We start from the raw sequence: 747 nt of genomic DNA, 5'->3' as shown, positions 1-747 counted from the left end.
GGCCGCCGATCTCCAGCACGGTCCCGTCGGCGGCGATCGCGCCCGTCCCGGCGACGTGCTCGCCGCCCGTCATGGCCCCCGGCGTCAGCTCGTCGACGATGCCGAGGGCGAACATCGTGCCCGCGCTCGGGCCGCCGACGTCGTCGATGGCGATGTCGATGGGGAACGGGAAGTCGTGCTCCACGTCGGGCGTGATGCCCAGCAGCGTCACCCCGCCGGAGGAGACCGTGCGCGTGGACACCGTCCGCGCCTCGCCGCCGCGGGTCAGGCCCAAGGTGACGGGGGCGTCCGCGGGCAGCGCCCGCACGGCGGCCTGCAGGGCGGCGAAGTCGGCGACGGCGCCGCCGTCGACGGAGGTGATCGTGTCGCCGGGGCGCAGCACCCGCGCCGCGGGGGCGTCGGCGGCCACCTGCTCCACCCGGGTGGTGGTCCTGGAGGGCACGTCGATGCCGAGCTCGCGCAGGGCGGCGACCTTGGCGTTCTCCTGCGAGCCCGTCATCTCCGCCGCGCTGCGCTCGTCGGCCTCCTCCTGCGTCTGGCCGCCGGGGTAGTACAGGTCGCGCGGGGCGACGCTGACGTCCGGGTCGCGCCAGCTCAGCAGCAGCTCCCCCAGCGTCATCTCCAGGCCCGGCCCCCCGCGCACCGAGACCGTGGTGAGGTCGAGCGCGCCGTCGGTGGGGTGGGTCTGCGCGCCGGAGATCGAGATGAGCCCCTCGACGGACCCCTCGTCCCCGCCCTCCTCCCGCC

At 76.3% G+C, this 747-nt stretch carries 1 protein-coding gene; it reads right to left on the bottom strand.

All coding sequences use genetic code 11. The annotated features are described in order from the left end of the window. A partial coding sequence (locus tag GTQ99_RS23720) for a YlbL family protein (protein WP_166618084.1) occupies positions 1 to 747 on the bottom strand: 747 nt, incomplete at both ends.

The sequence above is a fragment of the Kineococcus vitellinus genome, from assembly GCF_009906315.1.
Lineage (GTDB): Bacteria > Actinomycetota > Actinomycetes > Actinomycetales > Kineococcaceae > Kineococcus > Kineococcus vitellinus.
The sequence above is the reverse complement of the archived record's forward strand: the minus strand, read 5'-3'. Positions and strand labels throughout refer to the sequence as shown.